Below are 23,058 nucleotides of genomic sequence, written 5' to 3' on the forward strand. Positions count from 1 at the left end.
TCAGCCACGAATGCACGAATATAGTAATAGCTGTTTTACGATGATTCGTCCATCTGCTTTCCCATAGTCTCCCGGACTTTTCAGAGGACGCCATCCGGTTTGGTGCGATAGTTTACCAGCGTAACAGGGCTTCCAGCAATTCCGAATCCCTCCCCGTATCCTTATCGGTTACAAAAAGGACCTTCACATTCCGGGAAGAAGCGGCTTCCAGGACGGAGACAGATTCTACCTTTATTTTTAACGGGATATTGTTTTTGCCCCCTTCGGAGAGCAGGGCACAGGCAGGGCGATAGTTTTCCTTCAGCTTTGTACAATCTATAATGCCGGTAAAGCTGCCCAGTATTTCCCCGTCATCAATGGCATTGGGTGTATTTTCCACCGATGCGGTAAATACTATTTTATCGTGTCCGGGAACGGCAGTGGCTCCGGAAAATCCGGCTTTAATACCGTTTATAGAAGGAAGTTCTAACCGGTATACATTCGGTTCGGGGTAGGTTTCGTTGTTTTCCAGGTAGCCGAAAAAACCGGGAACCGGATACTCCAGCACGGTATTTTCTCCCCTGAGGAAAAAATAAATCCGGTCATTCCGGGCCGCGACAGCTTCGATGTTAAGTTCCCCGTCTTCGGGGACATGGCGGCTCCTTATGATATCGTAAAAGGATTTCAGAGAAAAGGTACTTACCCTGTTCCTGTTTTCCACATTCACCTGTATCATGATGTCCCGTTGAGGAGATTTGGAACCGGAACCGAACAAGTATAATTTGTTGTTGATGATCTCCATAGCCTCAAAATCCGGTTTGTCCGGTTTGGGAATGATCTCGCCTTTGGACAACGGGGTGTAGCGGAAGACGGAAATCCTGGAAATGGGTTCGTATTTGCGGTTGAACCGGAACAACCACGGAGAATTGTCGCCGGTAATATAAACCTGGTCTTCCGTTACCACCGTCCCCGATGCCGATGGTACCCCGGAAAGTGTCTGACGATGTGTAATTTCACATTCCACAGAGGGGCCTGAACATGCGGAGGATACAATAGATAGAAGAAAGAAATATAGATTTCTCTTTATACCGGATATAGATTTCATACACTTGCTTTTTTTGTTCCCGGAAGCATTCATTACCTGATCTTCTGAATATCCCGTACCGATTTGACAATGTTTTCGGAAAGATTGGTCAATCCTATCAGGTGTTCGATGATCAGTTGCCCTTCTTCCATTTTCAGTTTGAAGTTATCATCATATATCCCGTTGGATGCCATGATCTCCTTTTCCCGTATCTCTTTCAGTTCGGTAAAGCGCAGTTTCAGCATTTCTTTTATTTCCACCGTATCTATGGAGATATTCTGCTGCTCTTCGTTGAGAAGCTGCATGGCGTTGTCCAGGTTGTTTACAATGGCCCCGGTAATGACGTTGAAGGCTTCCGAAGCTTTTGTTGTTTTCCGGGATTGTATAAACGCCCCCATGGAGGCAGCAGAAGATAACAGGGTATGGTTAAGCACTACGAGCGCGTAGTATTGTCCCAGTTGTTTCTGCCTGGACTTAGGTTCCTGTGTCATCCGTTGAAAAGAGGCCATAAGGTTGCCGATCTCTATAAAAGCGTGTTTCCGGGCAAGTCGGTAAGGCAGGGGGACTTCTCCTTTCTGGTTATAGAAAACCGATATTTCCTGGATATAATCCCTCGTGGCTTTTATGGAGTTCTTGAGGAATGTAGGCAGGCTCAGGAACTCCCAGGAAGGCCATAGGAAATGATTGGCTGTGAAAGCCAGCGTGGTACCGATAAGGGTATCCGCGATCCGGAACAGGATCACGTCCCGGATGTCGGGGGTGAGCATGCCGTAAACAAAGATGACATACAAGGTAATAAAAGTGGCTCCTATGGGATAATTTCGCTGGGAAAAGGAAAACCCGAGAACCATACAGGTCATTGCCAGTATGCCGAGAACGGTACTGTTGTGTACAACGGAAATAATTCCGAAAGCAATAACTCCCCCGGCAAGGGTACCGATGGTACGGTGAAAGGACCGTTGCTTGGTGAGCCCGTAACCCGGGCGCATGATCACTACTATGGTGAGCAATATCCAGTATGTATTTTGTATGGGCAATACATTACCTATCAGAAAACCGACCAGTATCGTCAGGGTAAGCCGCAGGGAATGCCGGAATATGGTAGACGAAAAACTGAGGTTTTGCGTCAGGGTGATTGGAGCGTAGTGGATGGGGGTCAGTAACTTTTCCAGATCCCTGTCCTTCCGTTTCAGGTCCTGCGGATTTATAGCGTGGGTAAAGGTGTATTCTACAACCTTAATTTTTTCCACCTGTTTTTCCACGTAGTTGAACATGTTGGTCAATACCAGTACCTCGTCGGTGGTACGGATGTCGGTATTTGTTTCCGTTTCGTAACGGTCTATGGCCTTTTTAAAAGATTCCAGGTCTTTGAACGGATGGTGTACGGAAGCATATTTTTTCCTCTTTTCCACACTTTGTCCCAACTGGTTCAGCAGGGCTGCCAGGTTAAATGCCAGGTGTCTGTATGCATTTAATACATACGGATGTTTGCGGAAGGTTTGGTGCAGTTTTTCGTGGTCGAAAGAAGTGGCCATAGCCAGTTCCAGGATCTCTACCAATTCTATGTGGGCAATAAGCAATCTCCTGTTCTGGTTGGAGGAACCTCCCTTGGTGCGATTGCGTATCAGGGTTTCCCGGAGGTTTTCGTGGATGTCGTTCAGTTCTATCTGCAGATTGAGCAGTTTTTCTGTGATTTTATCCCTGTTGGCATTAGTGTCCCATAACCGGCCCCGTAGTTTCAGGTACCTGGAAGTCAGTAAAATACACTCGGCCATTTGAAGTTCTGCATACCTGTATGGCCTTATAAAATAAAACAGCATGGAAATGCACAGGTAGAAAAGCCCTCCGCCAATCATTAATCCGATATGTTCCAGTAGTGTCCACCCGGTATAGCTGTGACTAAAAGAAAGAGACATGGCCAGCAGCCCGGAAAAAGAAACCAGGGTGGCCCGTTGCCCGTAAACTGCTATCATAGAAAGGAAGAATACCAGAAGGATAAGCACGGGATAAAATATCCAATGGCTTAGCGTAGCGAGACTGATGAGCACGGTACTCCCCGTGGCGATCAGGTTGGAAGCCAGCATACCGTTTACCCGGTGACGCAGGTTGCCGGGAATGTCACTGATAAAAGTAAATAATGCCCCTAAGGCCACCGTAAAACCAATACTGAAAAGGTCCAGGTAAGAGAATAGTATAACCGGGGTAGCAGCGGCTACGGTAACTTTTACTGCCCTGATAAAGTCGGTACTTTCTAAGAATTTCTGAAGCTGGCGATTCATATTCCGGATTGCTAACGACAAAAGTAAGGATAACGCAGATATTTATTAAGAAAATACGTTGATTTAAAGTAGAAGTTGATAAGTCCGGAGTTTTGGAGGGAAGTAATTTTTTAGCCACAGATACCCGGATATTTTTTGTTCGGAGTTGTTCCGATGCAATGATCTGGTTTTGTGCCTGAAAAAGTACAGCTCCCCTGAATTTAGAGAAGTATTATCTCCTTTTGAAAAGGTCCCGGCACAAACGATTAAATACCCTGACCAACTCCAAAACTAAAAGACTCCCGGATTACAACAACCGTTCGCGTATTTCCTTGAGTTCCGATTTTATTTCTTCGGCCCAGGTTCCCAGGTTATTGGAAGGGATGTCAAGTTCGCCGGATATTTTACTGACCACTTGCCATATTTCCTGTACGTCCCCGGTATTGGTTTCAATTACGGGATATTCCGGATTTATGGAGATAAGGCGTAGTTTTTCCCCGGAGACAAGTACTTTTTTTACAACTACGGTATCGGGGAGTACTATTACGTATAGTTGGTTTTCCTTAATACCGGACAGCTTTTCCTCGGCACGGGCAATGACCCATTCGCCGGAGTGGAGTACGGGGTACATACTGTTACCTTCTACCTGGAATCCCCGGTAAGAAGCATTCCGGTATTCGGGCAGGGGCAGGTCGAAAGCGGGGAGGGATTCATACCATTCGGGGTCCTGCAGATTGTGTGCGTATCCGGCGGAAGCCTTGATGTTTACCAGTACGATATTCTCGTTTTCGGACGAATTCAATGTTACCACTTTTGGCAATATGCTCTGTTCCGCAGGACGCAGGTATTTCTGCTCGCTTTTACCGAACAGCCACAGGGGATTGATCCCGAACTGCTCGAGCAGGGCGGCGACTACTTCTCCGGAAATCCTGGTCTTTCCTCTTTCGATATCTGCCGTGGAATTCCTGATTCCCAGGCGTTCCGCAAAAGCCTGTTGTGTCAGGTCCAGTTCCCGGCGAAGCATTTTAAAACGCCGTATTTCGGTATTTAAACTTTTGGACATAAGGCAAATATAACCCTTAATTTGGAAAATATCCATGAAATTTCCGGATTATTTCCTTTTGTATGGAAAAATTCCATAAATTTGGAAAAATTCCTGGAAGTATGAACCGGACAATCCTGCACCTGGATCTCGATACATTTTTTGTTTCCGTTGAGCGGTTGTTAGACAGCCGTCTCAAGGACCGTCCTCTGCTGGTGGGTGGACTCAGCGACCGCGGTGTAGTGGCCGCGTGTAGTTATGAAGCCCGCACTTTCGGCATTCACAGTGGTATGCCGATGAAAATGGCCAGGGAATTGTGTAAAGAAGCTACGGTGATCCGGGGAGATGCCGCTACATACACCAGGTATTCCGGGGTAGTCACCGAACTGATCCGGGAAAACGTGCCCTTGTTCGAGAAGTCCAGTATAGATGAGTTCTATGCCGATCTTTCCGGGATGGACCGTTTTTTCGGAACTTATCGTTATGCTTCCGGGCTCCGGCAGAAAATTATCCGGGAAACCGGGCTGCCGATATCTTTCGGGCTTTCCGTAAACAAGGTGGTATCCAAGGTCGCCACCAACGAGGCTAAGCCCAATAACCAGATGCTGGTAGAGCTCGGACGGGAGAAGCCTTTTTTAGCCCCATTATCCATCAGGAAACTTCCCATGATAGGTGACAAGACCTACCTCACCCTGCGTAACCTCGGGATAAAGCAGGTGAAGACCTTACAGGAAATGCCGGGGGAGATGCTATACCGTGTGCTGGGCCGTAACGGACTCACCATCTGGGAACGCGCAAACGGTATAGACACCACCCCGGTAATTCCTTTTTCCGAACGAAAATCCATTTCAACCGAACGTACTTTTGACCGGGACACCATAGATGTACACCTGTTGCGCACCCTATTGGCCGCTATGACGGAAAACCTGGCCTTTCAGTTACGTCGCGGAGAGAAACTCACGGCGTGTATAAGTGTAAAGATCCGGTACTCCGATTTCCAGACGTACTCCAAGCAGTTGAAGATCCCCTATACCAGTGCCGATCATATACTCATCCCCAGGATACTGGAACTGTTTCACCAGTTGTATAACCGCAGGCTGCTCGTGCGCCTTATCGGGGTGAAATTCAGCCACCTGGTACATGGCAACTACCAGATCAACCTTTTTGAAGATACCGAAGAAACTATACGCCTGTACCAGGCTATGGACAAGATCCGGCTGCGGTACGGAGATCGCAGCGTTACCCGGGCTTCGGCCCTGGGAGTGAAGACTATAGGAAGAATGACCAATCCTTTTAACGGACAACCTCCAACCATTTTAGCACATAGAAAACAGTAATGTATTTAAATTGCCACACTTATTACAGCCTGCGCTTCGGTACGTTTTCCGAAGTGGAACTCCTGCAACTGGCGCGTGAAAACCACGTAACCCAACTGGCCCTGACCGATATTAACAACACTTCCGCCTGTCTTAATTTTATACGTAAAGCGGAAAACCTGGATATAAAACCTATCGTAGGAGTGGATTTCAGGAACGGAATGGACCAGCAATTCGTCGGAATAGCCAGAAATAATGAAGGATATACTGCACTTAACGGTTTTTTGTCCGGACATCTGCATGAACACAAAGATTTTCCCGGGCGAGCCCCTGTTATTCCGGAGGTGATCATTGTGTATCCGCTGAAAAAAGTAGAACAACACCAGTTCGGGGATTTGCGGGAAGATGAGTATATAGGGGTTTCTGTCCAGGACCTGCGGAAACTGACATTGTCCGCATACCGGCATTTAAAAGATAAACTGGTGGTACTGCAACCCGTGACTTTCCGCAACAAAAAAGATTTCAATGCCCACAGGTTGTTGCGGGCCATAGATAACAATACCCTGCTCAGCAAGCTGTCCCCCGGAGAGGTGGCTTCGGAAGAAGAGAAGATGTATCCTCCGGAAAACCTGTACAAGGCTTTCGGGGAATATCACTTCATCCTGGAAAACACGGCCCGGCTGATGAAGAAATGTCATGTATCCTTTGATTTTTCCGCTGCGAAACAGAGCAGTAATCAGCGAACCTACACCGGCGATAAGACCGGGGATGAGGAATATCTTCTGGAACTTTGTATGCAAAATATCCGCTACCGTTATCCGGACGATCAGAAAATGGCCCTGGAACGCCTGCACCGGGAACTGGAACTTATCAAACAAAAGGATTTTGTCTCCTATTTTCTTATCAATTACGATATTGTGGATTACGCCAGGCGGAAAGGGTACTTTCATGTAGGGAGGGGGAGCGGAGCCAACAGCATCATAGCATATTTACTGGGGATCACGGATGTGGACCCGCTGGAACTGGATTTGTATTTCGAACGTTTCATCAACCTTTTCCGCAGTACGCCCCCCGATTTTGATATCGATTTCTCCTGGCGGGACCGGGATGATGTCACCAGGTATATCTTCGAACGTTTTCCCAATGTAGCCTTGCTGGGAACATATGTTACCTTTAATTACAAGGGAGTGGTGCGGGAACTGGGTAAAGTGTTCGGGTTGCCCAAAGAAGATATCGACCGCCTTAGTGAAGGCAGTTACAATACGTATGAACTGGACCAGCCTTCTCAGCTTGTTTTGAAATACGGGAAACTCATTCAGGGAATGCCCAGTTATATCAGTGTTCATTCCAGTGGTATTCTCATAAGTGAAGTCCCACTAAACACTTTTTCCGCTACCTTTTTGCCCCCCAAAGGATATGCTACGGTACAGTTCGATATGCATATTGCCGAGGATGTGGGACTGTATAAGTTTGACATTCTCGGCCAGCGCGGACTGGCCAAGATCAAGGAGACCCTGGAAATTATCCGGTATAACCGTCCGGATGAACCTCCCCTGGATATCCATGATGTCAACCGGTTCAAAAAGGACGATAAGATCCATAATATGCTGGAAAGTGCACAGTGTATGGGATGTTTTTACGTGGAGTCGCCTGCGATGCGGATGTTGCTTCAAAAGTTGCAGGTAGACAATTACCTGGGGCTGGTAGCAGCGAGTTCCATTATCCGGCCGGGAGTGGCTAAAAGCGGAATGATGCGGGAGTATATTCTGCGGCATCAGGACCCCAAACGGGTGGAACAGGCGCATCCCGTGCTGCTCAAGATCATGCCGGAAACTTATGGTGTGATGGTATACCAGGAAGATGTGATAAAGGTGGCCCACCACTTTGCGGGACTTACCCTGGCCGAGGCCGATGTACTGCGAAGGGGAATGAGTGGGAAATTCCGTTCCAGGGCAGAATTCGGGGAAGTGGAAGACAAGTTCATAGCCAATTGCCGGCAGAAAGGATATGAAGACGAAGTGATCTTTGAAGTCTGGAAACAGATAGAGAGTTTTGCCGGGTATGCTTTTGCCAAAGGGCATTCCGCTTCCTATGCCATAGAAAGCTATCAGAGTTTGTTCCTGAGAGCCTATTATCCGCTGGAATTTATGGTGGCCGTGTTGAATAACGGGGGAGGGTTCTATCGTCCGGAGATCTATATACATGAAGCCCGGATGCTGGGAGCGACGATTCATGTTCCCTGTATTAACTACAGCCGTATGGAAACCAGGATATCCGGAAAGGATATTTATCTCGGTTTCGGGTACCTGAAAGAGCTCGAAGACCGGGTATGCCATCGTATACTGAAAGAAAGAGACAAAAACGGAATTTTTACATCCCTGGAAAACTTTATGGACAGGGTCTCCGTAAGTGTGGAACAGCTGGCGATATTGATACGCGTCGGGGCATTCCGGTTTACGGGTACGGATAAATACGAGTTGTTATGGCAGGCGCATTTGCGACAGGGAGTGGTACCGGGAGAAGAAGAACAGTACAGGTTGTTCAAGGCAAACCAAAAAGAACATATCGTACCTGCACTGCAAACCACCAGGCTTGAAGCTGCATTTGACCAGCTGGAACTCCTCGGGTTCTGCCTGAGCAGCCCTTTTGAATTGTTACAGGAAAAACCGAGGAGCAATAAAGGAGCGCAGGACCTGAAATATACCCAGGGCAGATACATAGACATTTACGGATACCTGGTAGCGGTAAAAAAGACGAGGACCCTTAAGGGAGAGGAAATGTTTTTCGGCACTTTTATCGATCATTACGGGGAGGTATTCGATGTGGTTATCTTTCCCCCGGTAGCCAGGAATAACAGGTTCCGCGGAAAGGGAATATACCGTTTGTACGGAAAGGTTGTTAATGAGTTCGGGTTTTTTAGTATAGAAGTGGTTAAGATGCGAAAAGAGGATTATATCCAGGACCCGAGATTTGAAGCCTGATATGCCTGATCGTTCTATTTTCCCGGAGTAATGGAAAAATCCTTAAATTAGTTCGGTTAAGCTGCCGGTACATATATCCCGGGAAAAGACGCAATAGGTGAAAAGGGGGCTGCAACTAAAACTAAAACAGTTAATGATTATTACAATGGTCTGGATGGCCATCGGATTTATCATTGCGGTTTACGATCATCTGATACTGCATACCAATACTTCTTTGGGCCCTTCTGAAGATTATTCCTTTGTCATATCCGTAATGCGCAATGTAGGAGGGGGGCTTATCGGCGCCTTGTTGGGCGGAAGTTTGCTGGTGTTTTATATCAATGTAAAATACAGGGACAAGCCTTACGGATACACCATCCTGATTGTCAGTGTTATCTTTGTCTGTATCATAGCCCTGATTACCTTGGTTATGGCTGCTATCATAGTCCCTTTTAAGACCGGGAGACCTTTGTACGACCCGGTGTCCAAAGAAGCTTTCCACGCTTTTGTTACGGATAGTTACCCTATAAAAAACGGACTGGTATGGTCTTTTATCGTGGCGGTGACCCAGTTGCTCCTGCAGATGAACAGCAAGTTCGGTCCGGATACTTTCTGGAATATTATTAAGGGAAAATACAACACGCCCAAAACGGAAAAACGGATATTCATGTTCCTGGACCTGAATTCTTCGACAACCATAGCGGAACGACTTGGAAATGAAGTATATCATGCCCTTCTCAGGGATTTTTTTGCGGACATAACGGATCCCATCCTGGAAAGCAGAGGGAATATTTACCAGTATGTAGGCGATGAGGTAGTAGTAGTATGGAAGTTCGAAGAAGGTCTGGAAAACCTGCAATGCCTGCGGTGTTTTTCGGAAATGAAAAAATATATCGAACAAAGGAAAGACAAATACCTGCATAAATACGGTATGGTGCCTTCCTTTAAGGCAGGGATACATTGTGGCCGGGTAGTGGCCGGGGAGATTGGTATAATTAAAAGGGATATTACCTATTCGGGTGATGTGCTGAATACCACATCGCGTATCCTGGGGATGTGTAGCAGGTTTCACGAAGAGGTCATAGTCACGTCTGATCTGCTTTCGGAACTGGATTACGGAAGTGGGTTCACCATTCGTCACCTCGGAGCGATCCGGTTGAAAGGCAAAGAGCAGGAAGTTTTGCTTGTCGCGATAAGAGAGACGGAAGCGAATTAACTTGAAGTTTTGGAGTTGGTTAGTGTAGATATGTCTAAAGCTAAAATAACTATTACTTTGTTTAAAAACGCATCGTAGATTTTAAGGCATGGTTAAAGCTTAGAGAAGTCGTCGGGACATGTCGTTTCCTGACGGAAGTGCTTTTGTACAATAAAACACTAAATATTCCGAAAATCCATCATGTCCCAATCCGAACTCCTTAACTATTGCCCTTTCTTGTGCCGGCGATACCATTCCATAGCCTTTACATTACTGCCGCAACTTTTCATGCTGCACCAGCGTCGTCTTCCGTTTTTGGTGGTGTCCAGGAACAGCCATCCACAATTCGGACATTCTTTTACCCGGTGAAGTTTACCGGACAGCATTAGGTCATAAGCGTCCAGTAAAACCGGGCCCAGGATACGGGAAATATCCTTTTCGGGCAAATCCCAGCCCCTTTCAAAGCCGTCCCGGGTTTCTTTCAGTGTTAAAGCGGACAGGTATTCCGATAGATACCGGTTAAAGGATTCCATGTCTTTTGCGGTTACCGGAGCGCCTTTGCTCAGGGACAGGAACATGCGATATAACAGTTCGCGAAAGGAAACAGCTTTTTCCAGGAGATCTTTATCTTTCCCCGCCAGGGCAGATGTATTTACGGGGAATAAGCGAAGCAGAGTTCCCCAGGCTATAAGATCATCGATTTCCAACAGGTAGTCTTCGGAAGGCTCCTTTTTTCTGTCATGAACCGTATTGATAAAATCCAGGCAAAGTGTTCCCCCTTCCAGACTGATGTTATTTACAGGGCTATTTTTTACCATCTATATTTGTTTAACCGGTAAAAATTTATAATTTTACGTTCTAAAGGTATTTTAACGGTAAAACAAAAATAGTCAATTCACCCATTAACCGAAAAAATAAGTATTATGATCACCAGGATATGGCATGGCAAGACCAAAACGGAAGATGCGGATAACTATTTGCAGTTCCTTCTCGAAAAGGGAACTTCCGAATATTTACAAACCCGGGGAAATATATCCGTAAAAGTATGGCGACGGCAAGAAGGGGAGCAATCTCATTTTTATACCGTAACCGAATGGACGGGGATAGAAGCCGTAAAATCCTTCGCCGGAGATGATGTGTCCCGGGCAAAATATTACCCGGAAGATGAGGGAGTATTACTGGAATTTGAAGAAGAGGTAATACACTGCGAGACATATAAGGTTTCCAATAACAGGGTCCGGGGTTTTATAAAACAGTTAAACGAATTTTTCCACGGAGAGAATTGGCATTCGGAGAGCCTGGAAGAAAAATTAAGAGATGTAGACAATACCCTGGCCTTTCAACAACCCGTGCCGGAAGTACATTCCATAGCGGAGATCATCTGGCATTGTATTTATTGGCGACAGGTGTTTATCCGCTATGCAGAAGGAGATCCGGATTACCGGGATAATACGGTGGAAAAACTGAATTTCCTGCCTTTGAAAGAATTAAAACGGAAAGGATGGGACGTTCTGCGCAGGGAATTGGAACAAACCCAGGAAGAAATACTGGAACTACTGGAAAGTAAGACCGACGATTTTCTGGACGGCAGACCTAAGCCCGGTGGTGATACTTTAGGTTATATCCTCGAAGGTATTCTACAACACGATATTTATCACACAGGGCAAATAGGGCTGGTGAAAAAAATAATATCCGTGACCCGGTAGATCGACATAACTTCCCTGTTTGCCTCTTCCTGTACTACCGGGACACGGACTTAAATATTCTTTCTAACGGATCCGGATATAATTCTCAGAGAACGTCCGGTTTCCCTCTTCGTTGATGCTTATCTGGCGGAACCAGCCTTTCCCTCCCTGCAGTTCAAAAGAAAATATGCGGGAGGTATCGATGATTTTCATCATACTGGCCGAACCGTATTCCAGGGTTTCTACCAGGCTGGTATCTGTAGACAGATATTTTCCGTAACCATACCATTGTGTAGAATCCTGCGGAACTTTCCTGGTCCACATGACCTTTCCGTCCTGGTACATTTTCACCTGCCTGTAACCTTCGGTATTCGGAAAACTATCAATTATATGGTTATCTTCGTAAGTATAGTAATTTACAAGTTCCCAAACACCTTCCAGCGAAACGGGAGTATCTTCTTTCGTATCAGGATAACGGTTCCAGCCTAGTAATACTACAGCCAGAAACACAATTGCTAAGACATAAATAAAACTTTTCATAATGAAGAACTTTTAGGTTATTGATTCCGGAGGACACTGTATCTAATTTACGTAAAATTGATGTATTATCATATTTTTTTTGGATATTTATGGTTTTTTGCTTAAAAAATAAGGATATGGTATCCGATATGGGGAAATGCCCCGGAAATAGTGGTTCTTGCAGATTTATCTCCTTATTACTTGGCATAACTATTGCGATATAGAAATATCCCATAAAGGGATTAAAATGTTTATGTATTGATTTTAAGAAAGTTATTAAATAACAACTATTGGTTCTTAAGCTGTTGTAATGACAGAATGACTCACAGATAATCTATGGCTAAATCAAAGTTTTTAAATATTGACAGTTTGTCATTTCAGGGTATGGACGAAGAAGCGGAGCTTATTCCGTTAATGACCCCGGAAGACGAAGAAGAGATAAACAAAGAGGAACTTCCTGAGGAATTGCCCATATTACCCCTGCGCAACACAGTGTTGTTCCCCGGGGTAGTAATACCGATTACCGCAGGAAGGGATAAATCCATCCGTTTGATAAAAGACGCAAACAATGGCGATAAAGTTATCGGGGTGGTATCTCAGAAAGATGAAGAAGTGGAAAACCCGGCAGTCGAGGATATCAACACCCTGGGTACGGTAGCGCGTATTCTCCGGGTATTGCAGATGCCTGACGGTAATACGACGGTAATTATCCAGGGAAAAAAGCGTTTCGAAATAGACCGGGTAGTGTCTACGGAGCCTTATATAAGGGCGAGTATAAAAGAAGTGGAAGAAATAAGGCCGGAAAGGGACAACCCGGAATTCACGGCAATTATCGAGTCCATAAAAGAACTCTCCCTGCAGATCATCAAGAATAGTCCTAATATTCCTTCGGAAGCATCTTTTGCTATCAAGAATATTGAAAGCGGCTCGTTCCTGATCAATTTTGTTTCTTCTAATATGAACCTCAGTGTAGAAGATAAACAGGAACTTCTGGAGATGAATAACCTCCGGGAAAGAGCGTTGGCTACCCTGAAATACCTGAATGTGGAATTTCAGAAACTGGAGCTTAAAATAGACATACAGTCCAAGGTCCGCCACGATATGGACCAGCAGCAGCGCGAATATTTCCTGCATCAGCAGATGAAGACCATTCAGGAAGAACTGGGTGGCGTATCTTATGAAGAGGAAATAGAAGAAATGCGTGACAAGGCCCAGGGAAAGAAATGGGATGCTAAGGTAAAGGAACATTTTGACAGGGAACTTGCCAAGTTACAACGAATGAACCCCCAGGTCGCCGAATATTCCATACAACGGAATTACCTGGACCTGCTCCTGGAACTTCCGTGGGGTACGTATTCCAAAGATAAGTTCGACCTGAAAAGGGCACAGCGTATTCTGGACAGGGACCAGTACGGACTGGATGAAGTAAAACGAAGGATCGTCGAATACCTGGCGGTGCTTAAACTGCGTAACGATATGAAATCGCCCATACTTTGTTTGTACGGGCCTCCCGGTGTAGGTAAAACGTCATTGGGTAAATCCATAGCCGAAGCGCTTGGCAGGGAATATGTACGTATATCGCTTGGAGGTCTTCGGGATGAAGCGGAGATAAGAGGGCACAGAAAAACATATATCGGGGCGATGCCCGGCAGGATCATACAATCCCTGAAAAAAGCGGGAACGTCTAATCCCGTGTTTGTACTGGACGAGATAGACAAACTCACCACCAGTCATACGGGAGACCCTTCTTCTGCCATGCTGGAAGTACTGGATCCGGAACAAAACACATCTTTTTATGATAATTTCCTCGAACTGGGATTCGATCTTTCCAAGGTGATGTTTATTGCTACAGCCAACAACCTGGGGAATATACAGCCTGCGTTACGGGATAGGATGGAGGTGATCAATGTTACCGGGTATACCATCGAAGAAAAGGTAGAAATTGCCAAAAGGCACCTGTTGCCCAAACAATTGAAAGAACACGGACTTACATCCGATAATCTGAAGATTGCGAAAAAAGGGCTGGAGAAGATCGTGGAAGGTTATACCAGGGAATCCGGTGTAAGGGGACTTGAAAAACAAATAGCCAAGATGGTGCGATTTGCCGCCAAGTCGATTGCCATGGAAGAGGAATACAACGTGAAGGTCACTTCCGAAGATATAGAAAAGATACTGGGCCCTGCACGTATGGAGCGGGACAAATATGAAAACAATGAAGTGGCAGGGGTAGTTACCGGCCTTGCATGGACAAGTGTGGGCGGAGATATTCTCTTTATAGAATCCATACTTTCCGCAGGTAAAGGAAACCTCACCATTACGGGGAACCTGGGGAAAGTGATGAAGGAATCGGCCACGATTGCTATGGAGTACATTAAAGCCAATGCCGAAGAACTGGGAATAGAGCCGGGAATATTCGGTAACTATAACGTACATATCCATGTTCCGGAAGGAGCAACTCCAAAAGATGGCCCTAGTGCGGGTGTAACTATGTTAACATCGCTGGTATCGCTGTTTACCCAGAGAAAGGTGAAGAAAAGCATAGCCATGACCGGGGAAATAACCCTTAGAGGAAAAGTATTGCCGGTAGGAGGTATAAAAGAGAAGATACTGGCTGCAAAAAGGGCACGTATTAAAGAAATCCTGCTCTGTGAGGAGAACAGGAAGGATATAGAGGAAATTAAAGCGGAATACCTGAAAGGACTAACATTTCATTATGTAAGTGATATGAGCGAGGTATTAAAACTGGCGCTTACCAAAGAGAAGGTAAAGAACGCCAAAACCCTTTGATGCTAACATAAAGGTTTATCTTTATAAAGAACCGCCTTCGGATACTATCCGGGGGCGGTTTGTTTTTTCTTCCGGTTTGCTAAAATCGCTTCGTCATGTACTAAAAAAGCGTAACACCATGGATGTGCTATGTAGTTTTGGGCAAAGCCCCGGGAACTGTAGTGAAAAAGAATACAGACCAGGGATGTAGTGATACTTCTGCCCGGGCAAGAGGGCAGGCGTGGGGACTTTATAGCTATACCATGTGTTATCTTCAAATTGTTTATGCCGATTATTATTACCCGGAACATTACTTTGCAAAAAAGATCTGCGGGGAGGAAAGTCAACTACTTCGGGGCGTCCCGATATTATCGGGACACTTAGTGCGTAAAAAATTACCCCGGTGTATTACACCGGGGTAATCAAGGGTTATAAAAAATCTTGGTTGGTTTACCTTAGATATTTTATAAATCAATAGAATTAAAGCCTTTTATCCATGCTTCTGCCATCAGGTAAGCTCCCGGAATAGAGGGGTGCACACCATCAGGACACCAGTAAGATGCCGGAGCGCTTTTCAGGGCTTCGTCAAAAATTTCCTGGTAGGGTATCCACACGGTTTTATAATCTTTGGCGATACGGGCTGCGGCTTCCTGGTAACCTTTGAATTCCGGAAACCACTTGTCGGTAATGGCCGATCCGCCTTTTACCGCAAAAGGCTGTCCCAGAATAAGTCTTACACCGGGAAACATGCGTAAAGTATCGTCCAGGAGTTTTCTGAGGTCCCGTTCGTATATTTCCACGGAACCGTTATACTTGCCGTTGAGTTTATGCCAGAAGTCATTGACACCTATCAGTATGCTCAATACATCCGGTTGCAGCTGAAGGCAATCGTCTTTCCACCGTTCTTCCAGTTGATAAACTTTGTTACCACTGATTCCCCGGTTATATATAGTCCATTCTGTTTTCGGATTATTGGCCATAATATGGCTTACAATGTTAAAAACATAACCCAGTCCCATACCACGGGAGTCATTCGGATAGTAATGTCCGCGATCCCTTCCTGCATCCGTAATGGAATCTCCCTGGAATACTACAGTCAGTTTTTCCGGGAGGTTGACAGATGGTGTTTTTGATTTCGGATTGGTCACAGCCTGCATGGTGTGAAAACCAAGTAGCCCTGCCGAAGCCAGGGATGCAGACTTTATAAAATTCCTGCGTTCGGTTGATTGTATGTCAGTTTTCATGTTCTCAAATTTAATATTATTCTTTTTAATGGCGCAAAAAATATATTTTTTTCTTTTTGATTGTAAAATGATAGAATTAAATAAAAGCATTAACAAATATTTGTAAAATACTGTATTTATGTAAAGTGTACATTAGTACTCCTGTTTTTAAATAATTGGATTTTTTTCTGTTCTATCTTGAGAACGTAATGAAAATGTGCAGTTATCCGGTTGTTATTGCCTGCTTAAAGTTGTAAATGTTCCATATCCATACCAATTCCCGGAACAGGATCAGTCTGAAAGAAATTGCCGAAGTGGCCAATATGAATGAGAATTCCTTTTGCCGTTATTTCAAATCAAAGACCCGTAAGACATTTATCCAGTTCTTAAATGAAGTAGGGATAAAACATGCCTGCCATTTGTTGATGGAAAGTAAAATGAGCATTAAACAGATCTATTACGAAAGCGGATTTAATAATGTAACGTGAGTTTCGATTTATATCACACAGAACAACAGCTGGTTAACTTAACCCCTGTCAGGTCGAGCGCAGTCGAGACCTCTTTTAAGGACCATTCGATCAAAAACCTCTCGACTTTAGCCTGTCCTGAGCTTGTCGAAGGGCTCGAGGTGACAGTGTTATTTTAGGATAACATACTAATAATCAATGAATTGTAAAATATCTTGCATAGAACTCACGTTAATGTAACAAGTTTTCATAAGTATTTTAAAGGAATTACCGGAAAAAGTCCTTTACACTATCAGCAGCAATTCGCGGTGTAAGTGTAATTTGAGCATTACAAAAAGGAGAATGTTGTTATCAAACGGGATTAGCCTGTTTTCAGAAGGACAAAAATGCTCCCAAAAGATCAATGACTATTCGGCATACTGTGAAAATAGGTATATTTAACGGATAATATAATTGGTTGAAATATGAATTCATATACGAATCGGGGAAACGGAAAAGGGATTTTCCGGGCGATCCTGCTAAACGGCCTGCTGGTAGGCACCCTGGATATCAGCTTGGCATGTATACAGGCGGGTATACGGGGTGTGGGGCCAGGGCGTGTATTGCGATATGTTGCCAGCGGGATCTTTGGTGATGCCGCTTCTTCCGGGGCCATAATGTATGCTTTTTACGGACTCTTCTTTCACTACGTTATAGCCATGTGCTGGACCATCCTGTTCTTTATACTATATTCCCGATTACATTTATGGAAATATAACCGGGTGATCACCGGTATTGGTTATGGTATTCTGGTAGGCTTGTTGATGAATTTTGTAGTGGTTCCGCTTTCCAGCGTTCCCCGCGGCCCTGTGGAATTATCTTCGGTGATTACTGCCATTGCCATATTGATTGTGGCAATAGGCATACCTTTGTCCTTCGGAGCGTATTCTTTTTACCAGGATTTACGGAAAACCGGGAGAGCGTAGGTCAGAGTTTCAAAAGTGAGGAGAGGTGTTGTTCGTCAAAATCCGCCAGTCGTCTTAATTTGAGGTCGGCCTGATTAAATTCCTCCAGGTGAAATTGTTTTTCCGAAGGTATGGCTACCGTTTTCATCCCTGCATTTTTTCCCGCCATAATCCCGTGTACGGAATCTTCAAAAACAATACAGTTTTCGGGAGAAATCCCCAGTTTCTTCGCTGTGGTGAGGTATACGGCGGGATGTGGTTTTCCCAGGACCTCATTTTCGGAAGAGGATACGGCATTAAAATAGTCCGAAATACCGGATTTTTCCAGCACAAGGGGAATCAGCCTGGAAGGGGAATTCGTAGAAAGACCTATCCGGAAACTCCTGTGGTGAAAGAGTTCCAGTAATTCTTTTATTCCGGACATGGGTTCTCCTTCTTCCAGGATAAAGCGTCCCACACAGTCTATGACCTCATTTTCTACTTCCCGCAGGCTTTTACCTTGCCAGGGAGCTTTTTCATACCAGAATTTTGTAACTTCAGTAGTGGTCATGGCAGAGGTAATCTCCGACAGGTCCGGAGCTACGTGTACTCCGACGGAAGTAAAAACTTCGTATTCTGCCTTTTTCCAGGCCGGTTCGGAGTCAATAAGTACACCGTCCATATCGAAAATAACGGCATGAGTTGTTGCGGACATCTGCAAGAAGTTTTTATGATCTTTACAAAGATACTTTTTCTCGTTTTATTGGTCTTAAAAGAGTTGAAACTATCAGGGCAAACGTATCATGTATACAGTATCTGAGAATGTGGGAATGTAAGAGTGTGAGAGTGTGAGAATGAGACCATGAGTTAAAGGAGTTTGGGAAATGAGAGGACAGAGATGGTAAGGATGACCGGGAGACCGGGTGCCTTTCGGCCCCATTCAGAGTAACCTGCTACCTTGAACTATTAATAATTTTATAATGCGTTTGCCCTGCTGAAAAACTATAGTCGGGATTGCTTTGGCTGTTGGAAAGTTATATTCCGGGGTCATTTGGACTTCAAGTCCATAATCATTTAGTTTTGTGTTTCACACTCAGAGACTGTCTGAATTTCCAAAGCCGGTACGCATCTCGCATACAATGTCCGCAGGGGCGATATCCATACTTCGTGGCTTCCTGTGCGGAAGTGAAGAATACCCTGTTTTTCCGAAGCATTTTTTTACCGGATCTGCAGTGAAGTTTTCCGTAAATTTTCAGTTTTTTGTTTCCGCCGGCAGTAATACTCCCATCGCGTATATATTTGTGTAGTAAAGCATCCGTAATATTATTGTGTTCCACCATAATATAAAACATTTTGAATGGTCCGTACCCGGAGATCAACTGACAGCGTCGTGAAAAATGATACCGAGAGTGTGGCGTTCTCCCCGGGTTACTTCGCTTACACCGTGTTTCATATGTATGCGGTAATATCCTTTCTTACCCTTTGCCGGGCGGAAGTTGGTGGTAAATATCAGCATATCCCCTTTTCCGGGACGGAGTACAATTGCACGGGACTGTGCCCTGGGAACCTGTTCGGTAAGTACAAATTCACCTCCGTCGTAATCGGTCCCTGCTTCGTTGAGAAAAAGTACGGCCTGTAAGGGAAAAAACACGTCTCCGTAAAGGTCCTGGTGCAGGGTGTTATATCCGCCCGGTCCGTATTTCAATATCAGGGGGGTGGGTTTTAACTGGCCGTTATCCCGACATTGTTGCTGTAATTCCGGATGGGTTTGGGGAAAACGTATGTCTGTTCCCAGCACTTTCATCCATAGATTGGCCACTGGTGCCAGTTTAGGATAAATATTTTCCCGTGTAGCCTGTATAAGGTCCGGTAAGGGATAATCGAAGTATTTATATTCTCCCAGTCCGAAGCGGTAACGCTCCATGACCACGGTTTTTCTGTACGCTGATGTTTCGTTATAATTTTCGATCAGGGCCTGGCATTGTTGCCCGGTCAGCCATCGGGGGATAAGGGCGTACCCTTTTTCATTCAGACTTTCGGTAACCTTTTCCCAGTCCCTGTTCGCTGTTTTTTGCTGTGTGTCTTCCATGGTTATTCTTCTGAAGATATACTATTAGTCCGGGCAGCTTCCCACCCGATAATTGCGGTTTTCCGGTTATTTCCCCATCGGTAACCGCCCAGAGCTCCGGTTGACCGGATCACCCGGTGACAGGGGATAAGAAATGCTACCGGGTTGCTGCCGATGGCGGTACCTACGGCCCGTGACCCTTTTTCGTTTCCGATTTCTCCGGCAATGTTGCCGTAAGTGACTAACCGTCCCATAGGAACCCGGAGCAATGCCTCCCAGACCTTTAACTGGAATTCCGTTCCTTTCAGGTGTAGTTTCAGCCGGTCTATCTCCTCCCAATTATGAGTAAAGATATGTAATGCGTTTTGCTGTAACAGATCTGTCATTTGCCTGAACTGTGCGTTCGGGAAGCTTTGTATGAGTGCCCGGAACGCTTCTTCTTCGTTATCCGAAAAAGCCATATGACATATGCCTTTGGTAGTAGATGCTACCAGGATATTGCCAAACGGACTTTCGGCAAAGCTGTAATTTATGGTAAGTTTTTCTCCTCCGTTTTTATATTCACCGGGGGTCATTCCTTCAATTTTTATAAACAGATCGTGTAACCTGCCTGTCCCGGAAAGTCCCGTGCCATAAGCTACGTCAAACAATGTGGTACTTTTGTCCCGGAGAATCTGTTTGGCGTGTTCCACGCTTATGTATTGTAAAAATTTCTTCGGACTTACACCGGCCCACTCCTTAAACATTCTTTGAAAGTGAAAAGGACTCAGGTGTATCTGCTCTGCCACTTCTTCCAGATTGGGTTGTTCCCTGAAGTTTTCCCGTATATATCCTATTGCCTTTGCAATACGATCAAAATCTAAGGTGTTTTGTGAATTCATGGTGCTGCATTTTTTATATACACAAAGATACGGACAGGTGCTATGGTGAAAAACCCGGAATTTGCGGAATTGCTTCTTTTGATTGGTTTCAAAAATAGTTTAAAACCATGTATTCCGGAGTTCTGGTAGAGTCATTGTGATCGCTTTATTTTCTAAAATGTTAGGGTTGTTGAGTTTAAGGGTGTTGCCGGAATAACACAATAACCAACAACTAAAAAACGATTTATTGTTTTCGTGCACATAAACGTGTGCTCGACACGTATTTTCAGTACCGAAAAAAAGATGATTTGATCGGTTAATTGAAGCATTTGGTCTATTTTCTTTGAGTAAAAAATATATTTTTCGCTTATGCCCCTTTTTATTGTGAATTTTATTTCTGTAAAAGAAGAATTTCAGGAAGCTTTTATTCTTCATGAAATGAATATAATAATGAATGTTGAGTTATATGATTAAAGTTTTACTTGTAGACGATCATTCTATTCTAAGAAAAGGATTTCGCTTTTTAATATCACAAATCCCGGATACCATAATAGTGGCGGAAGCGGAAGACGGAAATGATGCTTTGCAAAAAATCAGGCATTATAAGCCGGATGTGGTTTTTATGGATATTACCATGCCTCATATGAGCGGACTGGAAGTGATAAGTAGTATCCGGAAAGAAGACAAGGAAACGGATTTTGTGGTGCTAACCATGCACAATAGCGTAGAATATTATCAGGAGGCGATGGGAGCAGGGGCAAACGCTTATTTGTCCAAAAATGTTACGGTGGAAGAACTTCAGGACTGTATGGATGCCTTGAATAAAGGGGAAACATATATAGCGGAATCCGTACAGGAAACGGTAGATCAGGCAACTTCCGGACTAAATAGTCTCACAGCGAGAGAAATAGAGATATTACGGTTACTTATTGAAGGTAAAACCAATCGCGAAATAGGGGATATCCTTTTTTGCAGTGAAAAGAATGTGGAGAAGATCAAGACAAATGTTCGGAAAAAACTGGATTTACCTTCTTCATATGGCGCTTTGTTATCCTGGGCACTTCGGAATAAGGTCTTTCTGTGATTAAAATTTCGCCGGTAACGGCTTCTGAATAACTATTATTTTTTCATTCCGGGCCTCTTTTGTTCTAAATACAAAAGAGGTTTTCTTTTTCGCGTATTGTATTAATTGTCTTTTTTACAGTTTATTAGAATTTTATTCTTTGTTCGTATAACCGTGGAAGTTTTTTTTCAAATTTCTTAAAAAAGAGGTTCTTGGTCGGTAAAAGACTCCCATTGACCGAAAGTAGGGGATCCCCTATTATTCGCACTGTGCGTACGATGATAAGTTTGCTTAAAATAAAATGAATGAGAGAAAATTACTTTATCCGTATTTCTAAAAAATAGGTATTCAGGTCGATAATCATTGTTCGTATCCGGACAATTGATACTTCTTCTTAGTCCGACTCAGCAGGGCTGAAATCCCGGACATTTTATTCGATAATCACAGGATTAAAAAATTGCTCATGTGGTAACTCATGAGACAATATAGACAGATTGTAATAATAAAAATTAATCAAAGCATGATGAAACACTTTTACGCGTTAGTACTTTTTCTGGCAGTTATTTTTTCGGGATACGCCCAGGTAGGGGTAGGAACACCTATGCCCGACAGTTCTGCCCAGTTGGATGTTGTAGCGAAAGACAGAGGAGTACTGATCCCCAGAATAGCTCTTAAGGGGATTAAGGATGTGACTACTATAGCTAATGGTAATGTTGAAAGTTTGCTGGTGTTTAACACCTCCGATACTGCCGATCTGAAACCGGGTTACTATTACTGGCATATAGACAGCTGGCACCGGGTAGTGTCATCGGGAGATCTTACCGGAGGGGACATTCCGGATAATATAGTTGTATATAACCCGGTAACGAATCAGTTTACATACATTGATGAGAATGGTAATTCTCAGGAGATCAATTTTGAGGAAATCGTTAAATCCAATGAAACGGTTACGACACTTGTCAATACCGGTAATGGTATCTATATATATACTTCCGAAGACGGAACGGAAACCACAATCAATGTTCAGGCGGATGTAATTAACCAGTTTGAGGAAATTATTAAAAACGAAAATATAGTCAACAAGATCACCGAACTTATCAAAAATATCGGGGGTAATGTGCACTATGACGGGGATAGTTTTACCTATGTGGACGACAACGGAGATACGCAAACGATCAATTTTGAGGAGATAGTAAAAGCTAACGAGACGGTAACCACACTGGTAAACAACAATAACGGGACCTATACCTATACAAGTGAGGATGGAACAGAGACGGTGATCAATGTTCCTGCGGATGTGATCAACCAGTTTGAGGAGATCATCCGGAATGAGAACGTAGTCAATGAGATCACCGAACTTATTCAGAATGTCGGTGGTAATGTATATTACGACGGTGATAGTTTTACGTATATCGATGAAAGTGGTAATACGCAAACAATCAATATTGAGGAAATCGTTAAATCTAACGAGACGGTAACCACACTGGTAAACAACAATAACGGGACTTATACCTATACAAGTGAGGATGGAACAGAGACGGTGATCAATGTTCCCGCGGATGTGATCAACCAGTTTGAGGAGATCATCCGGAATGAGAACGTAGTCAATGAGATCACCGAACTTATTCAGAATGTCGGTGGTAATGTATA

At 44.3% G+C, this 23,058-nt stretch carries 20 protein-coding genes; 10 read left to right on the forward strand and 10 right to left on the reverse strand.

What is annotated here, in order from left to right; genetic code table 11:
• Positions 1-112: 112 nt before the first annotated feature.
• The 3 genes from ACVBDU_RS13480 to ACVBDU_RS13490 all read right to left on the reverse strand — a co-directional run bounded on the left by ACVBDU_RS13480 (position 113) and on the right by ACVBDU_RS13490 (position 4,384).
• Positions 113-1,084: a DUF6929 family protein gene (locus ACVBDU_RS13480; protein WP_447180257.1), complete on the reverse strand. Its 972-nt coding sequence runs from the start codon at positions 1,082-1,084 to the stop codon at positions 113-115.
• Between the two features lie 32 nt (positions 1,085-1,116).
• The gene (locus ACVBDU_RS13485) at positions 1,117-3,342 is read right to left on the reverse strand and encodes an FUSC family protein (RefSeq protein WP_447180258.1); all 2,226 of its coding nucleotides are present in this window, start codon (positions 3,340-3,342) and stop codon (positions 1,117-1,119) included.
• A 286-nt stretch (positions 3,343-3,628) separates the two neighbouring features.
• On the reverse strand, positions 3,629-4,384 hold the full coding sequence (locus ACVBDU_RS13490) for an XRE family transcriptional regulator (RefSeq protein WP_447180259.1): 756 nt from the start codon (positions 4,382-4,384) through the stop codon (positions 3,629-3,631).
• Between the two features lie 101 nt (positions 4,385-4,485).
• On the opposite strand from ACVBDU_RS13490, the gene ACVBDU_RS13495 reads away from it, so the two are divergent.
• The 3 genes from ACVBDU_RS13495 (at position 4,486) to ACVBDU_RS13505 (ending at position 9,855) form a co-directional block, all read left to right on the forward strand.
• On the forward strand, positions 4,486-5,700 hold the full coding sequence (locus tag ACVBDU_RS13495) for a DNA polymerase Y family protein (RefSeq protein ID WP_447180260.1): 1,215 nt from the start codon (positions 4,486-4,488) through the stop codon (positions 5,698-5,700).
• Positions 5,700-8,660 carry a DNA polymerase III subunit alpha gene (locus tag ACVBDU_RS13500; RefSeq protein WP_447180261.1) on the forward strand — a complete coding sequence of 987 codons (2,961 nt, stop codon included), beginning with the start codon at positions 5,700-5,702 and terminating at the stop codon, positions 8,658-8,660. The genes ACVBDU_RS13495 and ACVBDU_RS13500 overlap by 1 nt, the downstream gene beginning before the upstream one ends.
• A gap of 133 nt (positions 8,661-8,793) precedes the next feature.
• Positions 8,794-9,855 carry an adenylate/guanylate cyclase domain-containing protein gene (locus ACVBDU_RS13505; protein ID WP_447180262.1) on the forward strand — a complete coding sequence of 354 codons (1,062 nt, stop codon included), beginning with the start codon at positions 8,794-8,796 and terminating at the stop codon, positions 9,853-9,855.
• 203 nt (positions 9,856-10,058) lie between these two features.
• Here ACVBDU_RS13505 and ACVBDU_RS13510 read toward each other — a convergent pair whose 3' ends face one another.
• Positions 10,059-10,652, reverse strand: coding sequence for a CGNR zinc finger domain-containing protein (locus ACVBDU_RS13510; protein WP_447180263.1), 594 nt, complete (start codon positions 10,650-10,652; stop codon positions 10,059-10,061).
• 105 nt (positions 10,653-10,757) lie between these two features.
• Here ACVBDU_RS13510 and ACVBDU_RS13515 point away from each other — a divergent pair, with 105 nt between their 5' ends.
• A complete protein-coding gene (locus ACVBDU_RS13515) occupies positions 10,758-11,540 on the forward strand; it encodes a DinB family protein (RefSeq protein ID WP_447180264.1) in 783 nt (260 codons plus the stop codon).
• A 63-nt stretch (positions 11,541-11,603) separates the two neighbouring features.
• Here ACVBDU_RS13515 and ACVBDU_RS13520 read toward each other — a convergent pair whose 3' ends face one another.
• Positions 11,604-12,059, reverse strand: coding sequence for a hypothetical protein (locus tag ACVBDU_RS13520; RefSeq protein WP_447180265.1), 456 nt, complete (start codon positions 12,057-12,059; stop codon positions 11,604-11,606).
• 315 nt (positions 12,060-12,374) lie between these two features.
• On the opposite strand from ACVBDU_RS13520, the gene lon reads away from it, so the two are divergent.
• Both lon and ACVBDU_RS13530 read left to right on the forward strand, forming a co-directional pair.
• Positions 12,375-14,825 (forward strand): endopeptidase La, encoded by a 2,451-nt coding sequence (lon, locus tag ACVBDU_RS13525; protein WP_447180266.1) that lies wholly within the window; start codon positions 12,375-12,377, stop codon positions 14,823-14,825.
• Positions 14,826-14,947: 122 nt separating this feature from the next.
• Positions 14,948-15,226, forward strand: coding sequence for a hypothetical protein (locus ACVBDU_RS13530; RefSeq protein WP_447180267.1), 279 nt, complete (start codon positions 14,948-14,950; stop codon positions 15,224-15,226).
• 42 nt (positions 15,227-15,268) lie between these two features.
• On the opposite strand, the gene ACVBDU_RS13535 is transcribed toward ACVBDU_RS13530, so the two are convergent.
• Entirely contained in the window at positions 15,269-16,048 is a 780-nt protein-coding gene (locus ACVBDU_RS13535; RefSeq protein WP_447180268.1) for an SGNH/GDSL hydrolase family protein, read from the reverse strand.
• 236 nt (positions 16,049-16,284) lie between these two features.
• Here ACVBDU_RS13535 and ACVBDU_RS13540 point away from each other — a divergent pair, with 236 nt between their 5' ends.
• Positions 16,285-16,515 (forward strand): helix-turn-helix domain-containing protein, encoded by a 231-nt coding sequence (locus tag ACVBDU_RS13540; protein ID WP_447180269.1) that lies wholly within the window; start codon positions 16,285-16,287, stop codon positions 16,513-16,515.
• Between the two features lie 443 nt (positions 16,516-16,958).
• Positions 16,959-17,459 carry a hypothetical protein gene (locus ACVBDU_RS13545; RefSeq protein WP_447180270.1) on the forward strand — a complete coding sequence of 167 codons (501 nt, stop codon included), beginning with the start codon at positions 16,959-16,961 and terminating at the stop codon, positions 17,457-17,459.
• A gap of 1 nt (position 17,460) precedes the next feature.
• Here ACVBDU_RS13545 and hxpB read toward each other — a convergent pair whose 3' ends face one another.
• From hxpB to ACVBDU_RS13565, 4 genes are all read right to left on the reverse strand, one after another.
• The gene (gene hxpB / locus ACVBDU_RS13550; protein WP_447180271.1) at positions 17,461-18,132 is read right to left on the reverse strand and encodes a hexitol phosphatase HxpB; all 672 of its coding nucleotides are present in this window, start codon (positions 18,130-18,132) and stop codon (positions 17,461-17,463) included.
• Between the two features lie 355 nt (positions 18,133-18,487).
• Positions 18,488-18,757 (reverse strand): Ada metal-binding domain-containing protein, encoded by a 270-nt coding sequence (locus tag ACVBDU_RS13555; RefSeq protein ID WP_447180272.1) that lies wholly within the window; start codon positions 18,755-18,757, stop codon positions 18,488-18,490.
• Between the two features lie 35 nt (positions 18,758-18,792).
• Positions 18,793-19,506 carry a 2OG-Fe(II) oxygenase gene (locus ACVBDU_RS13560; protein ID WP_447180273.1) on the reverse strand — a complete coding sequence of 238 codons (714 nt, stop codon included), beginning with the start codon at positions 19,504-19,506 and terminating at the stop codon, positions 18,793-18,795.
• Positions 19,507-19,508: 2 nt separating this feature from the next.
• On the reverse strand, positions 19,509-20,366 hold the full coding sequence (locus ACVBDU_RS13565) for a methylated-DNA--[protein]-cysteine S-methyltransferase (protein WP_447180274.1): 858 nt from the start codon (positions 20,364-20,366) through the stop codon (positions 19,509-19,511).
• A gap of 445 nt (positions 20,367-20,811) precedes the next feature.
• Between ACVBDU_RS13565 and ACVBDU_RS13570 the strand changes: the two genes are divergently transcribed.
• Both ACVBDU_RS13570 and ACVBDU_RS13575 read left to right on the forward strand, forming a co-directional pair.
• Positions 20,812-21,429 (forward strand): response regulator, encoded by a 618-nt coding sequence (locus tag ACVBDU_RS13570; RefSeq protein WP_447180275.1) that lies wholly within the window; start codon positions 20,812-20,814, stop codon positions 21,427-21,429.
• A gap of 499 nt (positions 21,430-21,928) precedes the next feature.
• Positions 21,929-23,058 (forward strand): phage tail-like protein (locus tag ACVBDU_RS13575; protein ID WP_514372383.1); only part of this gene is annotated, 1,130 nt, incomplete at its 3' end.

The sequence above is a fragment of the Sinomicrobium endophyticum genome (genome assembly GCF_052983315.1).